Origin of the sequence: Terriglobus albidus, assembly GCF_008000815.1 — a bacterium.
GTDB classification, from domain to species: Bacteria; Acidobacteriota; Terriglobia; order Terriglobales; family Acidobacteriaceae; genus Terriglobus; species Terriglobus albidus_A.
Genome location: NZ_CP042806.1, coordinates 276,324 through 301,155 on the forward strand (window position 1 = coordinate 276,324; position 24,832 = coordinate 301,155).

Genomic DNA, 24,832 nt, shown 5'->3' on the forward strand with positions numbered 1-24,832 from the left:
CCTGCCCTCGCAGAAAAAGGGCCCCGCCGCGCAGCGGGACCCGGGTCACGACGACGTTAGAAGGTGAAGCGGGCCGCCAGCTCACCCTGTTGACGATTGCCTGAGTCAGTAGCGCGGCCAAAGGTGGCCGATGCCGCCGAGGTTGTAATGCTGTTGTAGAGGTAGTTATTGGCGCCGAAGAGGTTGAAGGCCTGGCCATAGACCTCGAGGCTGAAGCGGTCGTGGATGCGGAAGTTCTTCAGCAGCCGCAGATCGAAAGACTTGTATGCACTGTTCTGGACTGTGGATGGATCGACTGCCGCCAGACCGCGGGACGCACGGTACGTGTTAATCAGTGAGAAGTCCACATCGCGGTTAACCTGATTGCGAGTAGTTCCGGGAACATACTGGGTGATCGAGTCAGCGTTCACCGTCGCCGCATAGGCGCTGAACGGCGTGGCCGAGCGAAGCGTAAGAATGCCGCTGCTCACGATGCCCCAGGGAAGCTGATATCCAAAGCTGGCTACCAGAGCGTGGCGGCGGTCGGCATTGCCAGGGCCCCAGTCGAGCCCCAGATTCAGCGGGTTGGTAGCCGTCGCCTGCGGGTTGTTATCACGCGTGCTCTGCAGCGTGTAGGAAACCGTGTACATGTGGCGGCGCGACAGCCGCTTGTCGACGCGGACAAAGAGCGCCTTGTACTTCGAGGCCGCGATCGGCGCGCGCATATAAATGATGTTCCATCCCGTCGCCGGGCGGGTGGTGCCGCTGGTGGGGTAGTTCAGGTCGATGGTGCGGTAGTCGTGCAAGCTGTAGCTGTACAGACCATCGAGGTTGACCGAGAGATTGTTGGAGATCTGCCGCGAGTAACCGGCCGAGTACTGCTGCGCGTAAGGGTTCTGGAAGTTCGGCGCCATGAAGGTCACCGTAGGCTTGTTCGTCGAGCAGTAGTCCGCCGCCGTCTTACCCGCGCCGAAGGGATTTGGATAGGAAGGGCTGACGATAGAGATGCTGCAGCTCACCAGGTTGCGAGCCTCCGAGAAGTTCTGCAGCGTCTGAATGTTGTTGTAGTAGATGCCGTAGCCGGCGCGGATCACATCCCGCGACTTGCCGGTGATATCCCACACCAGGCCGATACGCGGAGCGAAGTTGTTGCTGTCGCCGCGAGCCTTGTTGTTGTTGATGAACGGAATCTGCGACTGCGCCGTCGTATAGTTCAGCCGCTCATTGAACGATCCGAACTGGCGCTCCCAGCGGAGGCCTAGATTGACAGTGAGGTTGCGCGAAACCTTCCACTCGTCTTCGCCATAAAGACCGAGCGGCGCGGTGGGTATCTTCGTCGAGATGAACGGAATTGTCTGCGTGTACGAGGTGGGGTTCTTCAGCGCGGCGATGGTGGATGCGTTGTTGGGATCAAAGACCTGGTCCGTGCCGAAGGTCCAGGTACCGTTGTAGTTGCTGGCCGCACCGTCCGTGAACGGAATGTAGCTGACATCAAAACCCGCCTTGAACGTGTGCTTACCGAGAACGTAAGAGACGCTGTCAAGAAGCTGGAAGCGGCGCTCCACACCGGTGTCGGCATAGCCGAAGCCATAGCTGAAGCCGGGGAAGGTGTACGCCGTCTGTAGGCTGTTGAGCACCTGCTGTGAGTAACTGCCAGGGTTGGTTGGGATAGGAGCGTTCGGCGGGCCGAGCTGGTAGGAGGCGTACGCGTACTGGAAACGAAGATCGTTCAACAGCCGCGGCGAGAGTGTATAGGTATGGCCGACGACGAGCGACTGGCGTGGAATCTCGCCGTTGTAACAATTACGGACCGTGGCGCCACCGCAACCCTGATAGCTGAGCAGGTTCCACTCCTGGGCGTAGCGCGCAAAGAGTGCCTGCTTGTCAGTCAGCTTATGGTCGACACGCGCCGTAAACATCTGGTCATGGCTGGGCTTGGAGAATGCTCCGTTGTTGGCGCTGTAATAAGAAGGGTTGGCGGCGACGGTGTAGACCTCAGAGGTCTGCGTGCGCTCAAAGGCCAGATAGAAGTGCGTACGGTCTTTCAGGATAGGACCGCCGATATCCCCCCCAAACTGATTACGATTGAACTCCGGATTGACAGTCTGATTGAACTTCGGCGCGTTGATCGCCTTGTTGCGCCACAGCTCGAAGGCCTCACCGTGAAAGGCATTGGTCCCGCTCTTGGTAACGACGGAGATGAGGCCACCCATCGAGAGACCGTACTCGGCCGGGTACTGCGTGATGTTGACCTTGAACTCCTGCACGCCGCCTTGAGGGAAGTTCTGGCGAGGCTCGCCCATCTCGGCGAAGACATTGGAAACGCCATCGATGACAAAGCCATTGGTGTAGTAGCCCGAACCGCCACCGATCTGCACGTTGTTATAGAAAGAACGCGATGCATCCTGACTGGTGCCGGGAACAAGAAGCGCGAGATTCAGGTATTGCCGCGTGTTGACCGGAAGCTTGTCGATCTCGTCCTGCGTCACCACTCCGCCAACACTGTTGCTCTCGGTATTGATCTGCGGAGAGTAGCCGTTGACCTCCACGACTTCGCCGGTGCTCCCCACGCTCAGTGTCACATCCTGCGTGAGGTGAGCATCGAGGTTAACAGTCAGATTGCTGATACCCGTCTTGCTGAAACCCGCTGCCGTAATCTCAAGCCGGTAGTGACCGGGCGCCACCTGCTGGAAGCGGTAGCTGCCATCGCCGCTGCTGGTCTGGCTGGACTTGATGCCGGAGTCGGTGTTGACCAGGGTGACGGAGGCATTGGCAATGTCTGCTCCAGTCGCATCATGCACCGTGCCTGCGATGTCACCAAGGGTACTTTGGGCCGCGAGCATAGCGGCCGAGGACAAGAGGAGTAGACAGGAGAAGACCTTGGTGCCAGACAATGGGCGCATCGCATCCTCCGGGCTCAGCCAGATGGCAGCCGCGCCCTTTCACAGAGTTTTAACTGCGGGTTCCTTGCTTATAAAAATGAAATCAGATTTTGTCAATAGATAATTTACAAACCCTACACGTCTTGCTTTCCTTAAAAATTCCCCAGCAAATTCCGAAATTGTTTGGTTTGCATCAAGATCAGTGCTTTTCGGCGGTCTGAAAATTTCTTGGATTGTATACAGGTTGCGTGCAATAATTCGCTCGTGACGGAAGCCATACGAATCTACAGCGAGATGCGCAACGACATCATCAGTTGCGATCTGGAGCCGGGGGCTTCGGTATCGGAGGCGGAGCTATGCACCCGCTACGACGCCAGCCGCACGCCGGTGCGCGAGGCCTGCCGGCGATTGCAGGAAGAGGGCCTGCTTCAGATTGTTCCCTTCCGGGGATACACTATCTCGCCGCTTACGATCGATGAGTATCGCAGCCTGAATGAGATGCAGCTTGTACTCGATCCGGCTGCTGCCGCCATGGCCGCGGAACGCGCCACCGATGAGCAGATCGCGATGATTGAGCGCTGGGCCAACTACGTTTACCACGCCGGCGAGAAGAAGAGTTACGAGACCTTTCTGGAGTGGAACCGCAACTTCCATATCGAGATTGCACAGGCAACCGGCAACGACATCATGGTCGAGATGACGGTGAACCTGCAGACCCGCTTGATTCGTTACTTCTACCTGGTGATCTCCATGGCAAGTTATGGCAAGGAGCTGGTGAACGAGCACCAGGCGATGGTGCGCGCCATCCGCGCACGTAAGCCGGAGCAGGCGCGCGACCGGGCAACCGAGCACGTTATCCGTACGATGGAGAGAACATCGCTGATCCGCATTCCGCAGGGAGGTTTCCGCGGCGATCCGCGAAAGGATATACAGCCCGTCCGCAGCCGGACATGATGTACGTTCCGGTAGTGCGGGCATATGATTCCTTCCAAATGGAGCAGTACCTTTGCGAGTAGCGATCGATAGTGGCGGCACCTTTACCGACTGCGTGTATCTGGTAGACGGCGAAGTTCGGGTCCTGAAGTTGTTTTCGACTCCGGCCGATCCCGGCCGTGCGGTGCTGGATGCGGTGAAGCAGGTAGCAGAAAGCTCTGCGGTTCCGGAGGTGCGTCACGGCACCACCGTCGGAACCAATGCCATGCTGGAGCGTAAAGGCGCGCGGGTCGCGTTCGTTACCACCGCTGGTTTTGAAGACACCATCGCAATCGGCCGCCAGGCGCGCACCAGCCTCTACGACTGGTTTCGGTCGCCGCTACCTCCTGTCGTTCCGAAAGAGCTTCGCTTTGGCGTGGACGAGCGCGTTACCGCTGAGGGCCTTGTTCTGCGCACTCCATCGGAAGAATCGCTGCGGCAACTGGCAGCAGCAATTCAAGACAGCGGAGCGGAAGCCATCGCCGTCTCCCTGCTCTTCTCTTTTGCCAACCCTGCAAACGAGAAATTGGTCGCCGAGGCACTGCAGCCACTGGGGCTGCCAATCTCGATCTCTCATCGGATTCTGCCCGAGTTCCGCGAATATGAGCGCGGCAGCACAGTCGTCACCAACGCCTATCTGGCGCCAAAGGTAAGCACCTATCTTCACCGTCTGGGAACGGAGATCGAAGCTGCATATACCGGCGGCAGTGTTCAGGTGATGCAGTCTTCGGGCGGCATCATCGCCGCATCGATCGCTGCCGAGGAGCCGGTGCGTACAGTGCTCTCCGGCCCGGCAGGCGGCGTGATGGGAGCCTACCGGCTGGCGCGGCTGGCAGGGTTCGATAAGATCATTGGCTTTGACATGGGTGGAACATCCACGGACGTCTCGCTGATTGATGCCGCGGAAGGCGGGCCGCGCACCACCAGCGATGCTGTCGTCTCAGAGATGCCGGTGAGCGTGCCTATGCTCGACATCCATACCGTGGGCGCAGGCGGTGGCTCTATCGCACGCTTCGATGCGGGCGGAGCCTTGCATGTCGGGCCGGAGTCCGCGGGCTCCGTTCCAGGCCCGATCTGCTACGGACGCGGAACATTGCCGACCGTTACCGATGCCAACGTCACGCTGGGACGGCTTGATCCCGATCTCTTTCTCGGCGGCAAGGTCCGGCTGGACGACACGCGCACGTTGCAGTTGATGGAGGAGGCGCGCGGTTCCCTTGGCAGTGTCGAGCAGTTTGCCGCAGGCATCGTATTGCTGGCCGAAACAGCAATGGAAAAGGCGATCCGTGTCATCTCGATTGAACGCGGCTACGATCCGCGCGAGTTCACGCTGGTGAGCTTTGGCGGCGCCGGTCCGCTGCATGCCTGTTCGATGGCGCGTTCGCTGCAGATTCCGCGCGTCCTGGTGCCTCGGCTTCCGGGGGCACTGTCTGCGCTGGGAATTCTTCTTGCCGATACCGTCCGCGACTACAGCCGGACCGTCATGCTGCCTGCATCCGATGCGGAAACACTTGCAGCCCAGCTACAGGAACTCGAAACGCGAGCTATCGAAGAGCTGCAACGACAAGGGCTATCCGGCGAGGCCGAACACTCTGTCGAGCGGTCTATAGATCTGCGCTACGTCGGTCAGGGATATGAGCTGAATGTCCCCTACGGAGCGAACTACATGGGCGAGTTCCATTCTCTCCATCGCAAACGCTATGGATATGCCAGCGCGGAAACTCCAGTGGAAGTGGTGAATGTGCGCGTCCGTGTCACGGTCCCCACCGCTCCGGTGGAGCTTCCGAAGTCAGAGCTGATTGCAGGCGATGGATCCCAGGCGGTACGAAAGACACGTCCGATCTACTTTGATGGAGCTTGGAGAGAAAGCAAGGTCTACCAACGTGAACAGCTCAGATCGGGCGATCGATTCGCTGGCCCTGCCCTGATTGCGGAGTATAGCTCCACCACCGTGGTTCTACCTGACTGCATCGCCGAGGTCGATGCTTTTGGCAACTTAGTCATCGAGGTGTACGTCGCATGAGCACGGTGCAACTATCAGAGCCCCAGGGAATGGCGACGGCTATCGATCCGATTGAGCTTGCAGTCTTCAAAAGCGCGACACACTCTATCGCTGAGGAGATGGGCGCCGCGCTGCGCCGCACCTCCTTCTCGCCGAATATCAAAGAGCGCCGTGACTACTCCTGCGCGGTCTTCGATAGCATGGGCCAGGTCATCGCCATGGGCGACCATATGCCCGTCCATCTGGGATCGATGCCTATGTCTGTCAAAGCAGTGATGGAGAGCATGACGCTTCGTCCCGGCGATATCGCCATGCTGAACGATCCATATGCGGGCGGAACCCACCTGCCGGATATCACGATGGTGCTGGGCGTCTTCGCCGCAGCCGATGCGGAGTCACCGGTGATGTATGTCGCCGTGCGAGCACACCATGCCGATGTAGGCGGGCTGTATCCCGGCTCCATGGGCCTTTGCCGCGAGATCTATCAGGAAGGTTTGCGCATCCCTCCAGTGCGCATTGTGGAAGGCGGCGAGATCAACGGCGCAATCCTGCAGCTTGTGCTGCATAACGTACGTACTCCCGAAGAACGCGAAGGCGATCTGCTCTCGCAGATTGGTGCCTGCCGCGTTGGTGAACTGCGTCTGCAGGAGCTGATCGCGAAACACGGCGCTGAACGTCTTCGGCGTCTCACCGTCGCGTTGCTCGATTATTCCGAGCGCCTGATGCGAGCGCAGTTCGCGCAGTGCGCGAGCGGCAGCTATACCGCCGAAGACTTCATGGACAGCGATGGCTTCGATGAGACCCCGCTGCCTATCCGCGTCACCATCACGCTGGACAGCGAAGCACAGGCTGCGAAGGTCAGCTTCAAAGACTGCCATCCGCAGGTGAAGAGCAGCATCAACGCCGTCTACGCCATCACCTATTCGGCCGTGTATTACGTGCTGCGCTGCCTGCTGCCGGAAGATGCTCCTGCAACCGCAGGCCTGATGCGCCCGGTCATCGTCGAGACAGAGCGAGGCAGCATTGTCGATGCAGTGCTTCCCGCACCTGTAGCCGGCGGCAACGTCGAGACCTCGCAGCGCATTGTGGATGTGCTGCTGCGCGCACTCGCAAAGGCAATGCCCGACCGCATTCCCGCCGCCAGTTCCGGAACGATGAACAACCTCACCATCGGTGGCGTGGATCATCGAACAGGCAAGCCCTTCGCTTACTACGAGACTATCGCCGGAGGCATGGGTGCACGACCCACGGCAGATGGCATCTCCGGCATTCATACCCACATGACCAACTCGCTGAATACGCCGGTCGAAGCGCTGGAATATGCCTACCCCTTCCGCGTCATCCAGTACGGCTATCGCGACAACTCCGGCGGTGAAGGACAGTATCGCGGCGGCGACGGCATCGTGCGCGAGATCGAACTGCTTTCGCCCAGCACCATTACGCTGCTGACCGAGCGGCGCAAATTCGCACCGTACGGTCTGCAGGGAGGCGCGGATGGAGAGCGAGGAATCTCTTATCTGCGGAGCGGAGAGACAGAAGAGGAGCTGCCGGCCAAGTGCAGCATTCAGGCGAGGGCCGGCGACCGCATCCGTGTGGAGACACCCGGCGGAGGCGGCTGGGGGGAAGCGATAGTGGAAACCCCGCGTATCGAACATATCGCGCGAGAGTATTCGCCCGAGTGAATTGGGTGGGAGCCGTGGGCTTCAGCCCACGGTCTATCGATCCGACAAAAGGAATGGGCTTTAGCCCTGGGCCTTTCCCTGAATGGGATAAGAGGCCCAGGGCTAAAGCCCATTTACTTTTTATCCTTTATCAGCGGGCTGAAGCCCGCTGCTCCCACCAGTTTCAGCATGGCGTAGTGAAGAAACAACAACAAACTGAACATCCCAAGCCAACACTTCGCTAGAGCATTTTCCCTGTGGGTGTAGTGTAGGGCATCCGCATCTATGGGCGTTTTGCGCAAAGAAAATGCCGCTGCACGTCCCTTTCCGGATACCCGGCAACAGGGAAAACGCACTAGACTAGCGAACACTATGAAGAAAGACGCAACCCGCGCTGTCCAACGCGGAGCACAACATCGTAAGTCCGTCGCGCGTACTGAACTCGGTCATTGGGACGCCGCACAGCGCACCGCCGATCCTCGCAAACTGCTGGCGAAAGCGACGCGCGGACGCGTCGCTGCCTTGATCCCGCTCAAGAACGAACGCATGGCTGCCTCCGCCTTTGCCTTCTTCCGCGGAGCCGCACCGATCATGGCCTTCGATCTCTCGCTTGCGCCGCACACCCCCATCATCTGCCAGCTCTGTGGCGACGCTCACGTGCAGAATCTCGGCGCGTATGAGGGCGACGATGGACGACTTATCTTCGATATCAACGACTTCGACGAGACCATCCGCGGGCCCTTCGAATGGGATATCAAGCGCATGACCACCAGCATTCTGCTCGCGGGAGACGATGCCGGAGTCCACAAGACCGGATGCCATGGCGCCGCCGACATCTTTCTGGCCAGCTATTGCAGCCTGATGGAACAGCTTGCCCGTCTGCCGGTGCTGGAGGCTGCACGTTTCCAGGTGCATCGGCTACATGCGGTATCGTCCATCTCTGAGATTCTGCGCAAGGCCGAGCGCTCCACACCCCTGCACACCCGCGAGCACCTGACCGAAGAAACAGCGCGCGGCCGCGTCTTTCGCAACCTGCCGCCGGTATTGCATCGCGTCAAAGGAGAGCGGAAACGCGTTGTGCTCGCCTCGCTACGCCGGTATCGCGAATCGCTGCAGCCGGAGCGCCAGCACTTCCTTGCCCGCTACAAACCGCTCGACGTTGCCTTCAAGGTCGTTGGCACCGGCTCCGTTGGCATGCGCGACTACGTGGTCTACATGGAAGGCAACGGAGCCGACGACCCGCTCTTTCTGCAGATCAAGGAAGAAACCAGTTCCGTCTACTCCCCTTACCTGAGCGCCAACGTTATCAAGACGCCCAACCATGGGCAACGCGTTGTCAACGGACACCGCGCCATGCAACTGCAGAGTGACCCGATGCTTGGGTATACGCGCTTCGAAGGCCGCGATTATCTTGTCCGCCAACTCAACGATCACAAGGCCACGCTCGATGTCACGCATCTGGATGAAGCCGGCTTGCAGCAGTACGCCGAGGTCTGCGGAGAGCTACTCGCTCGCGGACACGCTCGTTCGGGCGATCCCGGGCTGATTCAGGGATACATCGGCAAAGGCAGGCGCTTCCGCGAAGCCATGCTGGAGTTTGCACATGCCTACGCCACGCAGAGCAGGGACGACTGGGAGAAGTTCAGGGCAGGTTTGGCGTAGCTCGCCTCATAGCAGTACCATGCTGTCGCCATCGCGAGATGCGGAGAAACATATGGGGATTTTTGACGATCTACTGGAAGCAGCCAAGCGCGGAGATGACGGCGAGGTTAGAAAGATCGTCACCCAGCACCCGGGGCTTGTGCACCAGCGAGACGAACGCGGAGCCACCGTTCTGCACCACGCCGCATTTGGCGGCCATCGCGCGATTGCGGAGTTTCTAATCCAGCAGGGAGCAGAGATCAACACCCGCGACGGCGAGTTCGGCGCCACACCGGCAGGCTGGGCCATCGAATATCTTCGCGAGATGGGCGGCTTCCTCGCCGTCGAGCTGGACGATCTCGCCTTCGCCATCGAGAGAGGTGATGCGATATGGGTCGCACGCCTTCTCAGACGATTCCCGGCGCTTCGTCGGGCCAACAATTCAGATGGAACGCCGTTCTCGCAGTTGGCTGAACAGACGGGAGATCCGCAGATAACACGATTGTTTCGGGCGGCCGAACACGCAGGTGAGTGAATGGTCTTTTAGTGTGTTGCATCTGATGTTCTCGCGCTAAAGGATGAAGTGCATTCGTCATTCGAAGCTTTGAAAAGCGGGTTCCTTCACGAATCACCCCAGCGAACAAGTTCGCTGGGGACCCCGAACGGTTCAGGATGACAACATTCTGCTAGGAAGCTCAGATTCCGGACACGAATGGCGGACGCTATGATGCTGACAGTGGCTCCCACGTCAGATATACAAACCAGGCTCCGGATTCGCAGATCCTCCATCCTGCGCCTTGTTCGATGGCTTGGTCTCGGCATCGCAGCTCTCTGGTTGCTTGCGGCGTTATCGCTCGTAGCTCTGAGATGGATCGACCCACCCACCACGGCGGTCCATATGCAGCGCCGTATCCAGTCGTGGACGCAAAGCGGCGCCTATAACAAGCGCTATAGGTTCATTCCACTTAACCAGATCTCGCCCGACCTGCAGCATGCCGTGGTGGCTGCGGAGGATGCACGCTTTTACCAGCATCATGGCTTTGATTGGAGCGAGATCCAGAAAGCAGCCAGAGAGGACATGGAGGGCGAGCGCACGCGCGGAGCCTCCACGATTACGCAACAACTGGTGAAGAACCTCTTCTTCGGAACGGGCCGCTCTGTCATCCGCAAGGTAGCTGAGGCAACGCTGGTGCCGGTGGCGGAGCTGGCGCTTGGGAAGCAGCGCATTCTGGAGCTCTATCTCAACGTGGTGGAATGGGGCCCGGGATTCTACGGCGCAGACGCTGCCTGCCGCACCGACTATCGAACCTCAGCGCGCGGCATTAGCCGGGCGCAGGCGGCGCGGCTGGCTGCGATTCTTCCTGCTCCATTGAAGCGGAGGCCCGAACGCATGAACAGCTACAGCGGAATCATCCTGAAGCGAATGGCGCAGATGGGCTGGTAGAGCATTTCTCCTGTAGATGTAGTGTAGGGTTTCCGCATCCATGAGCGTTTTCGCAATGAAAACGCCGCTGAACGCCCCTTGCGGGATACCCGGCAACAGGAGAAATGCTCTCTAGCTCTGCTCTCTGATCGCAAACATCAGGCCGTCTTGTGCGTGGAGAGGAAGATCTGAAAACAGGTTGCCGTTCCCTGGGCGCCGAAGTGGCTTCGGAAGGTAAGCGTGCCATCATGTTTTTCGACGATGCCGCGACTGATCCACAGGCCCAGACCGGTGCCCTTGGTTGACTTGGTGGTGTAGAAGGGTTCGAAGAGACGCCGTGCATCTTCCGGCCGTATGCCACAACCGCTGTCCGTAATACTGACCACGATTCCCGGCAGGTATTCTCCGCGCCGGATGGCATTCCTCACCCGGATGCGGAGACGCCCTCCCTGGGGCATGGCCTGGATCGCGTTGGCAACCAGATTCATGAAGACCTGTTTGAGCTCACCCGGGAATCCGTGCACCTCGCCCGTGACCTTGTATTGCGTCTCCAGCCGGATATTATTCGAGACCAGGTTGGCGTGCTGCAATTCGAGAACATCTTTCAGCAGATCGCTGAGATGTAACGGTACTGCGATCTGTGACTCGCGATAGAAGCTGAGCGTCTGTTTCGTGATGTGCGAGACACGCGCCAGTTCCTGCTCGGCCAGCTGTGCGTAGTAGCGGGCTTCGGTATCAAGCGAAGGATGGTTCTGTAGCAGGAAGAAGGCATTGGTAATGGCCGCGAGGGGGTTATTGATCTCATGAGCGACAATGCCGGCAAGTTTGCCCATGGCGGCCAGGCGGTCGTTACGACGCAACGCCTCTTCCGCCCGAAGTTGCGCGGTGATATCGCGATTGATCTCGAGCACCATCCCACCGCTTACTGTCAGCGCCTGACGACAGGCGACAACGACCTCACGCCCATCCTTACAGCGGTGCACCAGATCGCCATCCCAGCGACTATCTGCCCTGAGCGTTTCTCGCATGTGATCAAGACTCACGGGCCATCTGGTGGCAAGAAGGACATGGGCGTTCTGCCCAATGGCTTCTTCACGGCTCCAGCCGTAGAGAGCCTCAGCACCTGAGTTCCAGAAATGGATGCGACCCGACCAGTCGCGCACCATAATGGCCTCGGTGGCCAGCTCCAGCAGCTCCGCTCGTTCCCGGAGTATCTCTTCCATGCGCTTCTGTTCGGTGATGTCGAAGAATGCGCCCACGGCGCCACGAACCTGCCCGGCTTCATCGAAGACAGGAGAGGCGCTCGCCAGAAGTGATTTCGCGAGACCACCATTGCGGCGCAGCTCCAGTTCCGTAAGGCCGGTGGGCTGCATGGTGCGCAGCGATGTTTGCACCGGCATCTCCTCCGCATCCAGTCGCCTGCCGTGCTGGTAGGCGATGTAGCCCGCGGCTGCAAAGGACTGATCGATCGGCTTGTCGGTACTACCCAGGTTGAGAATCTCACGCAAGGCCGCATTGGTAGTGATCTCGTTGCCCTCAGGGCTTTGGGCTACGGCAACACCGACCGGCAGAACCTTCATGATGGATTCCAGCTCGGCGACACGTTCCTGAAGCTGCGCATTGAGAACCCGTAACGCCTGGCTGCGTTCGGCAACGCGCGCCTCCAGCTCGCGGTTCAACTGCTGCAGCTGGCGCGTGGTGCGGTGCAGTTCGGCGAAGACGCTGACCTTTGCCCGCAGAACATCGGGAACCACCGGCACCGAGATGTAGTCCACGGCGCCGCTCTGGTAGGCGCGGATGCGATCGACATCGGTGAGGTGTACGGCGGAGACGAAGATGATGGGCGTCATCTGGAACCGCGGATGCTGGCGCATCATATCGGCCAGTTCGAAGCCGTCCATCTCGGGCATGCTGACGTCCAGAAGCACCACGGCCACGTCGAGCTTCAGCAGGCAGTCCAGGGCCTCGCGCGCAGACGTTGCTTTGACCAGATTCTCTCCCAGATCGCGCAGGACGACCTCATAGCTGAGCAGCTTTCCGGGCTGGTCATCCACCATCAGAATGGTGACCGGCGGCTTTCCTGTCTGCGGCTGAACCTGCACTTGGCCCTCTGCCGGAAGCGGTACGTCCGGGATAGTTTTTGGAGCGTCGATTTGAGCTGCCACGTTCATATCAGCGATGAAGCCACGTTCTTAGTCCGGAAAGCAGCTGGTCAGTATTGACCGGCTTTGCCATGTAATCAGAGGCTCCGGCCTCGAGGCACTTCTCGCGATCTCCCTTCATTGCCTTGGCGGTCAGAGCGATGATTGGCAGCCGGTGGAACTCAGGATTCTGCCGGATGACCTGCATGGTCTCATAACCATCCATCTCCGGCATCATGATATCCATCAGCACGATGGATATGTCAGGTGTTTTTGCAAGTGTTTCGATGGCCTCGCGTCCTGTTCCGGCGGTGAGCACCACCATACCGCGCCGCTCCAGCACGCTGCTGAGCGCGAAGATATTCCGGACGTCGTCGTCCACCACCAGAACCTTGGTCCCGACCAGCGCCTCATCCGACTGATGCAGGCGGTCGAGCATCCGCTGCTTCTCCACCGGCAGGTCGCTGACGACACGATGCAGGAAGAGTGCGGTCTCGTCCAGCAGGCGCTCGGGAGACTCGACGTCTTTCACAACAACGCTGCGGGCGAGCGTATGCAGGCGGGCATCCTCTTCCGGAGAAAGATCCTTTCCGGTGAAGACCACGACCGGAAGCTCGTGCAGTTTCTCGACCTCATGGATCTTCTCGAGGACCTCGAAACCGGTCATATCCGGAAGGCGAAGGTCAAGGACAACGCAGTCGAAGTTGTCCCGTTCGAGAGCGGCCAGGGCAGAGGCTCCGCTGTCGGTAATCTCCACATCGATATCGTCGTAGCCCAGCAGTGCACAGATGCTGGTCTGCTCGGCCGGGTTGTCTTCGACGATCAGCAGCTTCTTCCTGCGGGGCGTCGAAAATTCCTTGATGCGCGTGATGGCCTGCGCCAGACCTTCGGCGGTCGTGGGCTTGGTGACATAGGAGAATGCGCCACGTGACAAGCCATGGTGCCAGTCCTCGTCCTGGGTAAGCATCTGGACCGGAATGTGGCGTGTAAGAGGATCCTGCTTCAGATGATTCAGGACGGCCCAGCCCAGCATGTCGGGCAGGAAGACGTCGAGAGAGACGGCGGTAGGCCGGAACTCACGGGCGAAGGCCAGGGCCTCCGCTCCGCGCATCGCGACCAGCACCTTGAAGCCCTTGTCGCGTGCCATATCGCAAAGGATACGCGCAAAGTGGGGATCGTCCTCCACGATAAGCAGCGTGGGATCGCCGGGCTCGACAGTTGCGCGGTCGTCTTCCACGCGATCGACAATCTGTTCCGCTGTCGCAACAGGAAGACTCAGATTGACGGCGTAGTGGGCTTGAGCGCGCTCAGGATACGACATAACGGCGGCCGTCGGACCGACATAAGTCTGCGGGATATAGAGGGTGAAGGTGCTGCCCTCGCGGGGAACGCTGCGAAGCTGAATTTCGCCGCCGAGCAGGCTTGCGAGCTCACGGCTGATGGCCAGGCCGAGTCCGGTGCCGCCGTACTTACGGCTGGTGCCGGCATCCGCCTGTTGGAAGGCCTCGAAGATAATACGCTGCTTCTCCTGCGGAATACCGATACCGGTGTCGGTCACCTCAAAGGCAATGACGTTGCCGGCGCCGTTGAGAATGGGATGTCCGTCGCTCCATCCGGAGGTAACCGGGAAGACCTTGAGCTTCACGCTTCCCTTCTCCGTGAACTTGAACGCATTGGAGAGCAGGTTCTTCAACACCTGCTGCAGGCGTTTTGAGTCGGTGACCAGGCTGCGCGGCAAATGGGAGTCAGCATCGATATCGAAGCTGAGTCGCCGGTTCTCCGCCTCGTGACGGAAGGGCCGAGCGAGGGCTTCGAGCAAGGTGCCAAAGAAGAGCTCTTCCGCCTCGACGGAGACGGTTCCGGATTCGATCTTCGAGAGATCGAGGATGTCGCTGATCAGATTCAGCAGATCCGTTCCGGCGCCGTGAATGGTGCGTGCGAACTCTACCTGCTTGGGTGTGAGATTGCCGTCCGGGTTGTCGGTCAATTGCTGGCCCAGGACGAGAATGCTGTTCAGCGGTGTACGCAGCTCGTGCGACATGTTCGCCAGGAACTCTGACTTGTACTTCGAGGTCAGCGCCAGCTCCTTGGCCTTGTCTTCCAAAGCGCGGCGAGCCTGCTCGATCTCCTGGTTCTTGCGTTCCACTTCCGCATTCTGTTCGGCGAGCTGCTGTGCCTTCTGCGCGAGCTGCTCGTTCGTGGTCTGCAGCTCGGTCTGCTGCGTCTGCAGCTCGGTTGCAAGCTGCTGCGACTGTTTCAACAGACCCTCTGTCTGCATGGTCGCCTCGATACTGTTCAGCACGATACCGATGCTCGCTGTGAGCTGTTCGAGGAAGGCCATGTGTGAGGCGGTGAAGTAGTGCAGCGTACCGAGCTCGATGACGGCCTTCACGCGGCCTTCAAAGAGCACCGGGAGAACGATGACATTGCGCGGCACAGCTTCAAACAGGCCGGAACGAATCGGCAGCGTTCCCGGCGGCAGATCGTGGATCAGCAGACGGCGCTTCTCGAGCGCACACTGACCAATGAGTCCCTCACCAAGAAGGATGCGTTCCTGATGGGCTTCCGGCGTGCCGGAGTAGGCGGAGAGCAGCACCATCGTCCGCGCATCTTCCTCATCCATCTGATAGATGAGTCCCTGCTGCGCCGCCACCAGCGGAACCAGCTCAGAGAGCAGCAAGCGGCCCACGGTCGCCAGATCACGCTGGCCCTGCAACATGCCGGTAAAGCGGGCAAGGTTCGTCTTCAGCCAGTCCTGCTCGTTGTTACGGTCGGTGGTGAGACGAAGGTTATCAATCATCGTATTGATGTTGTCCTTCAGCTCGGCCACCTCGCCACGCGCCTCCACCTGAATCGACCGGGTAAGGTCACCCTTGGTCACGGCGGTCGCAACCTCGGCGATAGCGCGTACCTGGTTGGTGAGGTTGTCAGCCAGCAGGTTGACGTTACCGGTGAGATCTTTCCATGTACCGGCAGCTCCAGGCACGTTTGCCTGGCCGCCGAGACGACCTTCTACACCGACTTCGCGCGCGACTGTGGTCACCTGATCGGCAAAGATGGCCAATGTACCGGTCATGTTGTTGATGGTCTCGGCCAACGCGGCTACTTCGCCCTTCGCGTTTACGGTCAGCTTCTGCGTCAGGTCACCGTTGGCGACGGCCGTTACCACCTTCACAATGCCGCGCACCTGTTCGGTGAGGTTGTACGCCATGACGTTGACGTTGTCGGTAAGATCCTTCCACGTACCGGCGACGCCCTGCACCTCAGCCTGACCACCCAGCTTACCGTCGGTACCCACTTCACGGGCGACACGCGTTACTTCGCCGGCGAAGGCGTTGAGCTGGTCCACCATCGTGTTGATGGTGTTCTTCAGCTCGAGAATTTCGCCCTTCACGTCTACTGTGATCTTGCGCGAAAGGTCGCCACGGGCTACGGCCGTCGTCACTTCGGCGATGTTACGCACCTGGCCAGTGAGGTTACCGGCCATGGCGTTGACTGAGTCCGTAAGATCCTTCCAGGTACCGGCAACACCGGGCACATTCGCCTGACCGCCGAGACGGCCTTCGGTACCGACCTCACGCGCAACACGCGTAACTTCGGCGGCGAACGAGCGGAGCTGCTCGACCATGGTGTTCAGGGTCTCTTTCAGCTGCAGGATCTCGCCGCGTACGTCTACGGTGATCTTCTTCGAGAGATCGCCCGTCGCGATGGCCGTTGCGACTTCGGCGATGTTACGTACCTGGCCCGTCAGGTTCGAGGCCATGAAGTTGACGTTGTCGGTAAGATCTTTCCACGTTCCGGCGACGCCCGGCACTTCAGCCTGGCCGCCCAGCTTACCGTCCGTACCCACTTCGCGGGCAACACGGGTAACTTCGGCAGCGAAGGCGTTGAGCTGATCCACCATCGTATTAATGGTGTTCTTCAGCTCGAGAATTTCGCCCTTCACGTCTACCGTGATCTTGCGTGAGAGGTCGCCACGGGCGACAGCCGTTGTCACTTCGGCGATGTTACGGACCTGACCGGTAAGGTTGCCGGCCATGGAGTTTACTGAATCCGTGAGATCCTTCCACGTTCCGGCAACACCTGGCACATTGGCCTGGCCGCCAAGACGGCCTTCGGTACCTACTTCGCGGGCCACACGCGTTACTTCACCGGCGAACGCGTTGAGCTGATCCACCATCGTGTTGATGGTTTCTTTCAGCAGCAGGATTTCGCCGCGTACGTCTACGGTGATCTTCTTCGACAAGTCGCCGTTCGCGATGGCCGTAGAAACTTCAGCGATGTTACGCACCTGGCCAGTCAGGTTCGAGGCCATGGAGTTTACCGAGTCGGTAAGATCCTTCCACGTTCCGGCGACACCGGGCACCTCTGCCTGTCCGCCCAGCTTGCCGTCCGTACCCACTTCGCGGGCGACGCGCGTCACCTCGGAAGCAAAGGAGCGGAGCTGATCCACCATCGTGTTCAGCGTCTCTTTGAGCTGCAGGATCTCGCCGCGTACGTCCACGGTGATCTTGCGCGAGAGATCGCCACGGGCTACTGCGGTAGCAACTTCGGCGATGTTACGGACCTGGCCAGTCAGATTCGAGGCCATGAAGTTAACGTTGTCGGTAAGATCCTTCCAGGTTCCGGCAACACCAGGCACAGCAGCCTGTCCGCCAAGCTTGCCTTCGGTACCGACTTCGCGGGCAACACGTGTTACTTCGCCGGCGAAAGCGTTGAGCTGGTCCACCATCGTGTTGATGGTGTTCTTCAGCTCGAGAATTTCGCCCTTCACGTCTACCGTGATCTTGCGCGAGAGATCGCCGCCGGCCACAGCCGTTGTGACCTCAGCGATGTTACGGACCTGGGCCGTCAGGTTACCAGCCATGGAGTTAACCGAGTCGGTAAGGTCCTTCCAGGTTCCGGCCACACCAGGAACCTCGGCCTGGCCGCCCAGCTTACCGTCGGTACCGACTTCGCGGGCAACACGCGTCACTTCGCCGGCGAACCGGTTGAGCTGGTCGACCATCGTGTTGAGGGTCTCTTTCAGCTGCAGGATCTCGCCGCGCACGTCCACTGTGATCTTGCGGGAGAGGTCACCGTTGGCGATAGCCGTAGCGACCTCGGCGATGTTACGCACCTGGCCCGTGAGATTCGAGGCCATGAAGTTGACGTTGTCGGTAAGGTCCTTCCAGGTTCCGCCGACACCGGGCACCTGCGCCTGGCCGCCGAGCTTGCCTTCGGTACCGACTTCGCGGGCGACGCGCGTTACTTCGCCGGCGAAGGCGTTGAGCTGGTCCACCATGGTGTTGATGGTGTCTTTGAGCTCGAGAATTTCGCCCTTCACGTCGACCGTGATCTTGCGGGAGAGGTCGCCGCGGGCGACGGCCGTTGTTACCTCGGCGATATTACGGACCTGGGCCGTCAGGTTGCCCGCCATGGCGTTGACTGAGTCGGTAAGGTCCTTCCAGGTTCCGGCCACCCCAGGCACCACCGCCTGGCCGCCCAGCTTACCGTCGGTACCGACCTCGCGGGCGACGCGCGTCACTTCAGAGGCGAAGGAGCGCAACTGGTCGACCATCGTATTAATAGCCTCTTTCAGCTGCAGAATCTCGCCGCGCACGTCGACCGTGATCTTGCGGGAGAGGTCGCCGCTGGCTACTGCCGTTGCCACCTCGGCGATGTTACGCACCTGGCCGGTAAGGTTACTGGCCATGGAGTTTACGGAATCGGTAAGGTCTTTCCAGGTTCCGGCCACACCAGGCACCGCCGCCTGACCGCCCAGCTTTCCGTCTGTACCGACCTCACGGGCGACACGCGTCACCTCGGAGGTAAAGACGCTGAGCTGCTGAATCATCGTGTTGACGATGTTGGCCGAGCGCAGGAACTCGCCCTCGAGGGGGCGGCCATCGACGTCAAGCCGGACGGTTTGCGTCAGGTTGCCCTGGGCTACGGCGCCGATCGCTCGGGTTACCTCGACCGTGGGACGGAGCAGGTCTTCGACCAGCGTATTAACGCTGGCCTCCATCTCTCCCCAGGAACCCCGACGCTCCTGAAAGCGCGACCGTTCGCGGGTTCGTCCCTCTTTGCCAACGACCTGTCCGACGCGTTTCAGCTCGCCGGCCATCTGCTGGTTGGCTGAGACGATGTCGTTGAAGGAATCCGCGACCTTACCTTCAATTCCCGTCCAGTGATTGGGGAGGCGCACCGAGAAGTCGCCATCGCGCATGCGGCGCAAGGCGTCCAGAACGATCGCAATGTCAAACTGGGATCGGTCCGCGGCAGGGAGTTCAGCAGTAAGTACAGAAGCTGCAAGATCAGTCTTAGCTGACTTGCTGACAACTCGTTTCACGCATCACCCTCACTCAGGTGGTTGAGCGCTTGTTGCTCATCTACCAGACAGAATTTAAATGAAAAACAGGCAAAAGGTCAGATGCCCGATGCGTCAGGGGTGGTTGCTTAGTAACGGGGTCCCCTCACACCGGCAGTTATACAGATACTACGAGCGGTGTACCCACTTCCACTGTTACTTTTGGCGGATGGGTGAGTGTGTTGTGCAGAACACAGTGATGCACGCTGTCATCGACGCCGGCTTGATGCTCCGGAGTCAACTCTGAGGGGGTATGGACGACGATCCGTATCTCCCCCAGCCGAGCCGGGGAGGTCAGCTTCTCCGCGGAGATCTCCACCTCCGTCCCCTCGTACGGCAGCCCCTTCTTCTTCAGATAAGCCACTGCATAGAAGGCGGCGCAGGCGCCAATGGCCGATAGGAAGATCTCCGGAGGCGTCATGGCTTCGTCCCACCCGCCATTCTCCGCCGGCTGATCGGTGTAGAGCGTGTGGCTCCGTGTCCGCATGGAAAACTGCACGTCGCCAATGTGATTGACGGTCACCTTCATCTCGATTCTTCCTTCCGTTGCCCCTGGGGCAGGTCATCCAATTCCTGGCGTCAGCAGTCAGATGGCACGCCCTAAGAGGGCCTCATCGAGCCGCTGACGCACCATAAGACGCGCGCGATGCAGCCGTGACTTCATAGCCGCAAGAGAGATCTTGAGTTCGGCCGCGACCTGCTCCCCCGGCTGCTCGTCCATATCGCGGCGCTGGTACACCTCGCGTAGCCTGGGTGGCAGAGCCTTTACTGCGTCACGCAGCACGGTCTGCAGATAGCGGGCATCCATCTGCTCCTCCATGGCAGGTGTGGGAGAAGCGAGATCGTGCCCCTTTTCTTCAAGCTCTGTCAGCCGCAGCAGGGGCTGCAGGCGTTCGCGCTCGCGCAGGTTACTGCACACACGGCGGGCGATGATGGCCAGCCATCCGCGGAACGACTCGGCCGCACGCAATGAGTCCAGATGCTGATACGCGCGCAACAGCGCTTCGATCAGCACGTCTTCAGCGTCTTCTCGATTGCCGCAGGCGCGCAGCATCTGCCGGTAGATGGCATCTTTATGCTGGTTGGCCAACGCCTCAAAGTCGAATTGGCTGCCGGTCCGGCTCATGTGTTCCGCCGGTTCCACGGCATGTGCGCCAACAGATTGCCCATCATACAAATATCCGTCAACCCGGCGAAGGTCAGGCCGGCCCCGACGACACCGGTCAACAGCAACCATTTCGCATCGAGCAACGCCGATGCCAGCGTACCGAGCAACACCAGCATGCCTGCACCAAGACGCACCTGGCGCTCCAGCGACCACGACGTAGCCGTATCGCGTGCGATGGCACGGCCCTCCGCACGCCATGCCGCGGTACCACCGCATAGAACGCATGCCTCGACCCCGGCACTACGGAGCGCCTGCTGCGCCATGCGGGCACGGGTTCCTGCCTGGCAGAGCAGGACGATGCGCTCTCCGGACTCCCACGAGGCCGAACCTAACGTTTCCAGCGGGCGGTTGACGGCACCCGGCAGATGCCCGGAGGCGAACTCCGATGGAGAACGAACATCCACCAGCCGTAACCGCATCCCTTGTGTGATCCACGCATCCAGAGCCGCCGGGGCAATCTCTTCCATCGTCATTTCTCCCTATACATACAGGAAGAGCGATGACGCCGTGAAAAAGGATTCATTTTGCCGGGTGACGATCCATCAATGCCGTAACGACAAGACATACGCCGACGCAGGCGACCGCCACGAGCCACTTTGGGCTCATAAAGGCGGCAGCAAGCGTAGTAACCAGCACAAGCATCCCGGTGACAAGACGAAACTTCCGCTCGAACGACCAGCCGGCCGGCGCCTGATAGTGCAGAGGCCGCCCTTCGGTATACCACCCTGCCGTACCGCCGCGCAGCACGTAGGAATCTATGCCAAACTCCGCAAGGCGGCGCGCGGCCATCCGGGCACGCGCTTCGCCCTGGCAAACCAGAACGATACGCTCCCCGGGTTCGACAGGGATCGGCCCCAGCGTCTCCAGTGGATGGTTCACGGCCCCAGGCAGATGCCCGGCTGCAAATTCAGGCGCAGACCGAACATCGATCACTCGAACCGGCAGATGCCGTTGCCGCCACCCTTCGAGGATCGCGGAGGGGATCTCCACCACCGTCTTTTTATGTCGTGGCCCCGAGTTCATCGCTCATTCTCCTCAGACGAATAGCAAGGGCCCGCACAACGGCAACAAGGAGTGGGGATCATTCCTTGTTCTGCATCAACGGACGTTTGCGCCGGCGACAAAATCGCTAAAGATTCTGACAGCGCCTCCCTTTACCGCAATGGCCTACTAAGGTTCGGTTCTTCAACAACAAGGGAGTTGTCAATCATGCACCGTAGAGATTTTCTTCGCCTCAGCAGCGCCGCAGCGGCCTATGCAACCGCATGCCCTTTGTTCTTCGGCCAGATCTCCAAAAACTTAAGCGAGCTCAGCGCCGCTGACTTTCATGCGGCACGCCGGTTCCTCACCACATCGCAAGGCCGTATCTCTCATCTCGACCTTGGAAAGGGACCTGCCGCCCTCTTTCTGCATGGCTTTCCACTGAACAGCTTTCAATGGCGCGGTATCCTTCCGCAGCTTGCAAAGACACACCGCTGCATCGCTCCGGACTTCCTTGGGCTCGGCTACACCGAAGTTGCCGAAGGTCAGGAGGTTACGCCCCGGGCCCAGGTCGCGATGCTTGCGGAGTTACTGGATAAGCTCTCCATCGCAGATGTCGATATCGTCGCCAACGACAGCGGCGGCGCCGTTGCCCAGCTCTTCTCTGTTCGCTACCCTCACCGGGTCAAAAGTCTTTTGTTAACCAACTGCGATACCGAGCCCGACAGCCCGCCTCAGGCCGTAGCTCCCGTGATTGAGCTTGGCCGCAAGGGAAGGTTTGCCGACGAGTGGCTGGCTCCGTGGGTTGCGGACAAGCCGCTGGCTCGCTCTGAGATCGGACTTGGAGGCATGTGCTACGCGAACCCCCAACATCCGGGCGACGAAGCCATCGACATCTATCTCGCTCCCCTCGTCAGCTCCGAGAAACGCAAGAAGCTGACCAACGCCTACGCAGCCGCGCTCGCTCCCAATCCGCTGGCTGGCATCAGCGCCAAACTCAAGACATCGTCCATCGCAACGCGGGTCCTGTGGGGCACAGGCGACACCATCTTCTCGCAAAAGAGCCCTGAGTACTTTCATGCCACCGTTGGGAACTCACTTGGTTATCGTCTTGTGCCGGGAGCGAAGCTCTTCTTTCCTGAAGAGATGCCTTCTCTCATCGTCGAAGAAGCCGAGTTCGTTTGGAGCCTGTAAATGAACCTCTACAGATATGCAGCCTCTTATCTGCTCTCACTTGCGGCAGGGATCGTGAGTCTCTTCTTCGTTGCCACCGCGCCTGCCTCCGACCATCTGGATACACCGACCGTCATCAAGGACCCAGCGGCGGATATCGGCGACCTCTATTCCTGGATGTCACCCGACGGCAAACGACTGAACCTGGTGATGGACATCGTGGCCCATAAATTTTCCGACAGGCTGCAGTATGTCTTTCACATCGACAGTGGAAGCCGCTTCGGAACGACCTCTGCAAGCGCCATCGTCATCTGTACATTCGACGTTGCCAACAACGTCGAATGCTGGACAGACAAAGCAGATCATGTCAGAACCGATCATGTCAGGGGCAATCCGAATGTGGAGGCCGGCATCGAAAGTGACGCCCACAGTTTCACGGTCTTTGCGGGCCTGCGGGACGATCCTTTCTTCAACAACGTAAAGGGAACACGGGCCGCATACGATGTTGCAAAGACCGCTCTGCAACACGGGGCCTCCGTGGACGGTGCGGGTTGCCCCCGTTTCGACATATCAACCTCACATACCATTCTCGATACCTGGCGCCATACTAGCGGCGGCCCGGCATCAAACTTCCTCGCCGGATGGAAGACCTCCGCGCTGGTCGTCTCCATCGACGTCAATACCGTCGCGCGCGGAGGCAAGCTGCTGGCCGTCTGGGGATCGGTGCACAGGATGCCTCGCGCGGGAGAGAGCAGACGCACCGGTGTGCCCGCGCCCGGCGAACAGATCGAGCGCACCGCTCGTCCCCTGATCAAGAACGCTCTCGTCGGCGGTCCGCTCGCGCCGGAGGCAATAAGCGACCACCGGAAGGAAGCCTATAACCGTGTCTCGCGCTCAGGATGGCCGCAGTTCACGCGGGACATTGCAGCAACGCTCGGCCTGTATGACAGCTTCGATGGAGAGTGCGGAAACCAGTGGCTGGCTAATGTCCATGCCACTCCCGCACAGCGCTATAAGCCGCTTGCGGACCTGCTTGCGGACGATCGAATCTGGGTCAACAGCGCATCCGGTGTATGCACACAGTTTCTTGCTGTCGAGTTCAATGCCCTTCATCGTTCCGATGCTTTACCCAATGACTGTGGCGGTAGAACTCCTAACTACGACGCAAACAATATCTTTCGCTCGCTCCTGACTCTCGACCGGATGAATGGCGTCGACGATGGCGTGCTGCATGACGACCAACAACACTCCACCAGTACCTTTCCCTTTTTAGCGAAACCATGAATAGACTCGGATTCTCTCTTATCGGCATTGCGATCGGCCTCGGCCTGCAAACATCCGCCATAGGCGAAAGCCGCGCGGACATCGCACGGGAAACAACGGCGGGGGTAATCGCCATCGCGAACCTTGACGCACAGATTGCTCAGGTTGGAACTTCGCCCGGCGTCGAAGATCTGCTCCTGACCAGGGCACGTTATCTGGCGGATTACGATGCTCTGGAGCGGGCTTCCACTCTCACCGAGCAGCAGCAACCATCTACCGTGCAAGCGCTGTTGCAGCGAGCTCGCACGCGGGCTTCACTGCATCGCTTCAGCGATGCACTTCATGATGTCGAGGCCGCAGAGGCCGAGGGAGCTGATCGCGGCCAGACAATACCGTTGCGAGCCTCCATCCTCATCGCGACCGGCAATGCGGCCAAGGTAAGGCCATCCCTCGAAGCCGAGGTTAAACAACATCCCGGCCTTGCCTCGCGCACCATGCTTGCCACGACCTACGCGATGCTCGGGCGCTTGCGCGAAGCAGACCAACTGTATGCCGCAGCTCTGGCCGATCTCCATACAACCCTTCCGTTCCCCTATGCCTGGATCTGTTTTGCGCGCGGCTTAATGTGGGCAGAGCAGGGTCAAGATCTGAAGCGGGCAGAAGGGTTCTATCAACAGGCTCTCAGTTATCTTCCCGAATTCGTAGCGGCCACCATCAACCTTGCGGAGATCGAAGCGGCTCACGGCGAGACACAATCTGCCATCGATCGGCTAACCGGCGTTATCAAGGCTACGGATGAACCGGAAGCCTATGCCTTGCTGGGATCGCTGCATCTGCGAAGCGGTCTTCCAGAACAAGGCCGTCAGGAGATCGATCACGCCCGGCAACGCTTTGACCTGTTGCTGATGCATGCGCCACTCGCGTTTGCCGATCATGCCGCCGAGTTCTATCTCGGCCAGGGCCATGATGCCGAACGCGCGTGGGAGCTTGCGTTGCAGAATCTCCGCAATCGCGAGACAGATCGCTCCGTCGCGCTCGCCGTCAAGGCCGCTCTGGCCTCCGGCAGGCAACACGAAGCGGATTCGCTGCTCCGGACACATGGACCTTCCGTTGGGCTCTATCTTCAGAGCCTCGATCGCACTCTTCCCCAGTAACATGCCCACTCACGTCGCTTCCGTATATCGGAGAAAACGTGCA

At 59.7% G+C, this 24,832-nt stretch carries 16 protein-coding genes; 9 read left to right on the top strand and 7 right to left on the bottom strand.

Annotation, left to right across the window (positions count from 1 at the left end; genetic code table 11):
* Positions 1–56: 56 nt before the first annotated feature.
* Entirely contained in the window at positions 57–2,882 is a 2,826-nt protein-coding gene (locus FTW19_RS01115) for a TonB-dependent receptor (protein WP_147645865.1), read from the bottom strand.
* 243 nt (positions 2,883–3,125) lie between these two features.
* Here FTW19_RS01115 and FTW19_RS01120 point away from each other — a divergent pair, with 243 nt between their 5' ends.
* The 6 genes from FTW19_RS01120 (at position 3,126) to mtgA (ending at position 10,581) form a co-directional block, all read left to right on the top strand.
* Positions 3,126–3,815 carry a GntR family transcriptional regulator gene (locus FTW19_RS01120; protein WP_187143189.1) on the top strand — a complete coding sequence of 230 codons (690 nt, stop codon included), beginning with the start codon at positions 3,126–3,128 and terminating at the stop codon, positions 3,813–3,815.
* Positions 3,816–3,867: 52 nt separating this feature from the next.
* Positions 3,868–5,856 (top strand): hydantoinase/oxoprolinase family protein, encoded by a 1,989-nt coding sequence (locus FTW19_RS01125; RefSeq protein ID WP_147645867.1) that lies wholly within the window; start codon positions 3,868–3,870, stop codon positions 5,854–5,856.
* Positions 5,853–7,517 carry a hydantoinase B/oxoprolinase family protein gene (locus tag FTW19_RS01130; protein ID WP_246153515.1) on the top strand — a complete coding sequence of 555 codons (1,665 nt, stop codon included), beginning with the start codon at positions 5,853–5,855 and terminating at the stop codon, positions 7,515–7,517. Before FTW19_RS01125 ends, FTW19_RS01130 begins: the two co-directional genes overlap by 4 nt.
* 351 nt (positions 7,518–7,868) lie before the next feature.
* Positions 7,869–9,158 (top strand): DUF2252 domain-containing protein, encoded by a 1,290-nt coding sequence (locus tag FTW19_RS01135; RefSeq protein WP_147645868.1) that lies wholly within the window; start codon positions 7,869–7,871, stop codon positions 9,156–9,158.
* 52 nt (positions 9,159–9,210) lie between these two features.
* Entirely contained in the window at positions 9,211–9,672 is a 462-nt protein-coding gene (locus tag FTW19_RS01140) for an ankyrin repeat domain-containing protein (protein ID WP_187143190.1), read from the top strand.
* Positions 9,673–9,861: 189 nt separating this feature from the next.
* Positions 9,862–10,581, top strand: coding sequence for a monofunctional biosynthetic peptidoglycan transglycosylase (mtgA, locus tag FTW19_RS01145; protein WP_246153516.1), 720 nt, complete (start codon positions 9,862–9,864; stop codon positions 10,579–10,581).
* Between the two features lie 137 nt (positions 10,582–10,718).
* Here mtgA and FTW19_RS01150 read toward each other — a convergent pair whose 3' ends face one another.
* The 6 genes from FTW19_RS01150 to FTW19_RS01175 form a co-directional block, all read right to left on the bottom strand.
* The gene (locus FTW19_RS01150; RefSeq protein ID WP_222705515.1) at positions 10,719–12,725 is read right to left on the bottom strand and encodes a hybrid sensor histidine kinase/response regulator; all 2,007 of its coding nucleotides are present in this window, start codon (positions 12,723–12,725) and stop codon (positions 10,719–10,721) included.
* 7 nt (positions 12,726–12,732) lie between these two features.
* A complete protein-coding gene (locus FTW19_RS01155; protein ID WP_222705516.1) occupies positions 12,733–19,032 on the bottom strand; it encodes a HAMP domain-containing protein in 6,300 nt (2,099 codons plus the stop codon).
* Between the two features lie 136 nt (positions 19,033–19,168).
* On the bottom strand, positions 19,169–19,579 hold the full coding sequence (locus tag FTW19_RS01160) for an OsmC family protein (protein WP_147645871.1): 411 nt from the start codon (positions 19,577–19,579) through the stop codon (positions 19,169–19,171).
* A gap of 57 nt (positions 19,580–19,636) precedes the next feature.
* The gene (locus tag FTW19_RS01165) at positions 19,637–20,176 is read right to left on the bottom strand and encodes an RNA polymerase sigma factor (RefSeq protein ID WP_187143191.1); all 540 of its coding nucleotides are present in this window, start codon (positions 20,174–20,176) and stop codon (positions 19,637–19,639) included.
* Entirely contained in the window at positions 20,173–20,685 is a 513-nt protein-coding gene (locus FTW19_RS01170; RefSeq protein ID WP_187143192.1) for a rhodanese-like domain-containing protein, read from the bottom strand. The genes FTW19_RS01165 and FTW19_RS01170 overlap by 4 nt, the downstream gene beginning before the upstream one ends.
* 52 nt (positions 20,686–20,737) lie before the next feature.
* A complete protein-coding gene (locus FTW19_RS01175; RefSeq protein ID WP_147645874.1) occupies positions 20,738–21,241 on the bottom strand; it encodes a rhodanese-like domain-containing protein in 504 nt (167 codons plus the stop codon).
* A gap of 186 nt (positions 21,242–21,427) precedes the next feature.
* On the opposite strand from FTW19_RS01175, the gene FTW19_RS01180 reads away from it, so the two are divergent.
* From FTW19_RS01180 to FTW19_RS01190, 3 genes are read left to right on the top strand one after another with little or no spacing between them, the layout of a single operon-like run.
* The gene (locus FTW19_RS01180) at positions 21,428–22,393 is read left to right on the top strand and encodes an alpha/beta fold hydrolase (RefSeq protein ID WP_147645875.1); all 966 of its coding nucleotides are present in this window, start codon (positions 21,428–21,430) and stop codon (positions 22,391–22,393) included.
* Complete coding sequence (locus FTW19_RS01185; protein WP_147645876.1) at positions 22,394–23,656, top strand: DUF4331 family protein; 1,263 nt, start codon at positions 22,394–22,396, stop codon at positions 23,654–23,656.
* Positions 23,653–24,789 (top strand): tetratricopeptide repeat protein, encoded by a 1,137-nt coding sequence (locus tag FTW19_RS01190; RefSeq protein WP_147645877.1) that lies wholly within the window; start codon positions 23,653–23,655, stop codon positions 24,787–24,789. Before FTW19_RS01185 ends, FTW19_RS01190 begins: the two co-directional genes overlap by 4 nt.
* Positions 24,790–24,832 lie beyond the last annotated feature (43 nt).